We start from the raw sequence: 3,249 nt of genomic DNA, 5'->3' as shown, positions 1-3,249 counted from the left end.
GCGCGGCAGCAGCAGCGCCGCGATCGCGGCGGCGAGAAGCGCGCCCGCCAGCAGCCAGGCCACGCTGCCCGCGCCTGCGCGTTCCGCGAGCCAGCCCGCGCCGCCGGCGGCAAGGATGAAGGCGACCGAGCCCGTCGCGCGCACCCGGCCGTAGTCCCAGGCCTCGGTGCGGGACGCGCGCAGCGCCATGGCATCGCCGAGCGGCACCACGCACGCAAACGCCACGGCGAAGATCAGGTTCGCCACCAGCAGCCCGGTGAACCCCGCCGCCACGCCGTAGAGCACCGCCGCGCCGGCCGCGACCAGCGCGCCCGCCGCCATCACCGCGCGCGGCTGCCCCACCGCATCGGCCAGCCGCCCGCCCAACGGCCCCGACACCAGGCGCACCGCACCGCCGAGCGCAAGGATGGTCGCGACCTCCGCCGCGGCGAGGCCGCGCGAGGCCATCAGCGGCGGGATGAAAGGCAGCATGACGCCCACGGCAGCGAATTGCGCAGCGAAGACCAGGGCGAAACGGGGGGCGGAGGACGACACGATCCACCCTCGCGCGAGCCCTCACCATGGACAAGTGCCGCGCCCCATGCGACGGAAGCCCGCCCCCATTTTGCGGAACGCCTGCGCGCCATGTTCGAACCCCGGGTCCGCGCCGTCCTCGGCCCCACCAATACCGGCAAGACGCATCTCGCGATCGAGCGGCTGCTCGCCCATGCCTCCGGCATCATCGGCTTCCCGCTGCGGCTGCTGGCGCGCGAGAACTACGACCGCATGGTGGCACTCAAGGGCGAGCGCCACGTCGCGCTGATCACCGGCGAGGAGAAGATCGTCCCGCCCGAGGCGAAGTGGTTCGCCTGCACGGTGGAGGCCATGCCGCTCGACCGCCCGGTCGAGTTCCTGGCGGTGGACGAGATCCAGCTCTGCGCCGATCCCGACCGCGGCCATGTCTTCACCGACCGCCTGCTGCATGCGCGCGGCATGGTCGAGACCATGTTCCTGGGGGCGGAGACCATCGCGCCGCTGCTGCGCCGCCTGGTGCCGCGCGCCGAGATCGAGACGCGCCCGCGCCTGAGCCAGCTCACCTATGCCGGCCCGGCCAAGCTCACGCGCCTGCCGGCACGTTCCGCAATCGTCGCGTTCAGCGCGAACGAGGTCTACGCCATTGCCGAGGCGGTGCGGCGCCGGCGCGGCGGCTGCGCGGTGGTGATGGGCCGGCTGTCGCCGCGCACGCGCAACGCGCAGGTGGCGCTGTACCAGAACCGCGAGGTGGATTTCCTGGTCGCGACCGACGCGATCGGCATGGGGCTGAACATGGACGTGGACCATGTCGCCTTCGCCGCGCTGCAGAAATTCGACGGCCAGCAGCCCCGCCCGCTGACCGCGCAGGAGGTCGCGCAGATCGCCGGGCGTGCCGGCCGCGGCATGAAGGACGGGTCCTTCGGCACCACCGCCGAATGCCCCGCCATGCCCGACGAGATCGTCGCCGCCGTCGAGACCCACGCCTTCGAACCCATCGGGCAGATCGCCTGGCGCAATTCTGACCTGGACTTCACCAGCATCGACGCGCTGCTGGGCAGCCTTGCGACCTCGCCGCCGCAGGCGGGCCTGGCCAAGGGCCACGACGCGGTGGACCACATCACGCTCGAGGCGCTCTCGCGCGTGCCGGAGGTGCGCGACCTGGCCGACACCATGTCGCGCGTGCGCCTGCTGTGGGAAGCCTGCCAGGTGCCGGATTTCCGCAAGCTGGCCGATGACAGCCACACCGCGCTCTGCACCAAGCTGTTCACGCACCTGGCGCGCGAGGGGAGGCTGCCGCGCGACTGGGTCTCGGGCGCGCTCGCGGGCCTCGAGCGCACCGACGGTGACCTGGATACGCTGATGGCGCGGATCACCGCGATCCGCGTCTGGGCCTACATCGCCGCGCGCAGCGACTGGATCGACGACGCACCGGGGCTGCAGGCCGATGCGCGCCGCGCCGAGGACATGGTTTCCGACGCGCTGCACGAGACGCTGACCGCGCGCTTCGTGGATCGCCGCGCCGCGCACCTCATCCGCAAGATGGACGAGGGGGATGAGGAACTCCTCTCCGCCGTCACCCGCCGCGGCGAGGTGGTGGTGGAAGGCCATCCGGTCGGCACGGTGAAGGGCTTCGCCTTCGAGCCCGATTCCGCGACGGTCGAGGAGGATGAACGCCGCGTGGTGCTGCGCGCCGCGCGCCGCGCCCTCGCCGCCGAGATCCCGCGCCGCGTCGCCATGCTGGAAGCGGCCAAGGACGACGCCTTCGCCATCACCGCGAACCACCGCGTCACCTGGGCCTATTCGCATGCGCCGAACATGCCGGTGGGCCTGGGCGATATCGCCGAGGTCGCGAAGCTCAAGCCCGGGCCGGAACCCTCCAAGCCGCAGGTCGAGGTGCTGCCCAGCGAATTCCTCGATGGCGCGCAGCGCGAACGCATCCGCGAACGCCTCGCCACCTGGCTGGACGCGCTCATCAAGCGCGAGCTCGGCGCCGTCTTCACGGCCGAGGCCAAGGCCGCCGAGGACAACACGCTGCGCGGCCCGGCCTTCCGGCTGCGCGAGGAACTCGGCCTCGCGATGGGCCGCACCGATCCCGACATCCGCCCCGACCTGCGCCAGAAGCTGAAGAGCATCGGCATCCGTGCGGGCCGCTACGCCCTGTTCGTGCCCGAGGCGATGAAGCCCAAGGCGATGGCGCTGCGCGCGCAGCTCTGGTCGCTGCTGCGCGGGATCGAGACGCCCAAGCTGCCCGGCGGCGGGCTGATCGCCGTGCCGGCGCGCGAGGACTGGCCGCGCGGCTTCGCCGAGACCATGGGCTGGCTGCCGGCCGGGCCTGTCCTGCTGCGCCTTGATGTGGCGGAGCGCATCGCCGGCGAGATCGGCCACCTGACGCGCCGTGCCCCCGCCATGCTGCCCGGGGATCTCGCCAGCCGGCTCGGCGTGAAGGGCGACGTGCTGGGCCCGGTGCTGGAGGCCATGGGCTTCCGCCTGATCCCGGCCGAGGTGCTTGAGGAGAAGCAGTTCGGCCCGCCCTGCCCGGCGCGCATCGCCCATGCCCGCCCGGCCCGGCCAGAGCATCATCGCGGCCCGCGTCGCGACGCGCAGTCGCGCGGAGAACGGCACGACGCGCAGTCGCGCGGAGAACGGCACGACGCGCAGTCGCGCGGAGAAAGGCACGACGCGCAGTCGCGCGGAGAAAGGCGCGACGGGCCGGCGCGCGGGGAGCGTCGCGACGGC

The 3,249-nt window shown here is 73.0% G+C and carries 2 protein-coding genes; one reads left to right on the top strand and one right to left on the bottom strand.

Features of this window, described 5'->3' with window-relative positions:
* The coding region (locus HW578_RS24655; RefSeq protein ID WP_198373349.1) for an MFS transporter at nt 1–534 on the bottom strand (534 nt) is incomplete at its 3' end.
* Between the two features lie 90 nt (nt 535–624).
* On the opposite strand from HW578_RS24655, the gene HW578_RS24650 reads away from it, so the two are divergent.
* Nucleotides 625–3,249: helicase-related protein (locus HW578_RS24650; protein WP_198373348.1), on the top strand; the 2,625-nt coding region annotated here is incomplete at its 3' end.

It is taken from the genome of Roseomonas rosulenta, assembly GCF_016106005.1.
Taxonomy (GTDB): domain Bacteria; phylum Pseudomonadota; class Alphaproteobacteria; order Acetobacterales; family Acetobacteraceae; genus Neoroseomonas; species Neoroseomonas rosulenta.
This window is presented reverse-complemented; position numbering and strand designations above follow the sequence as displayed.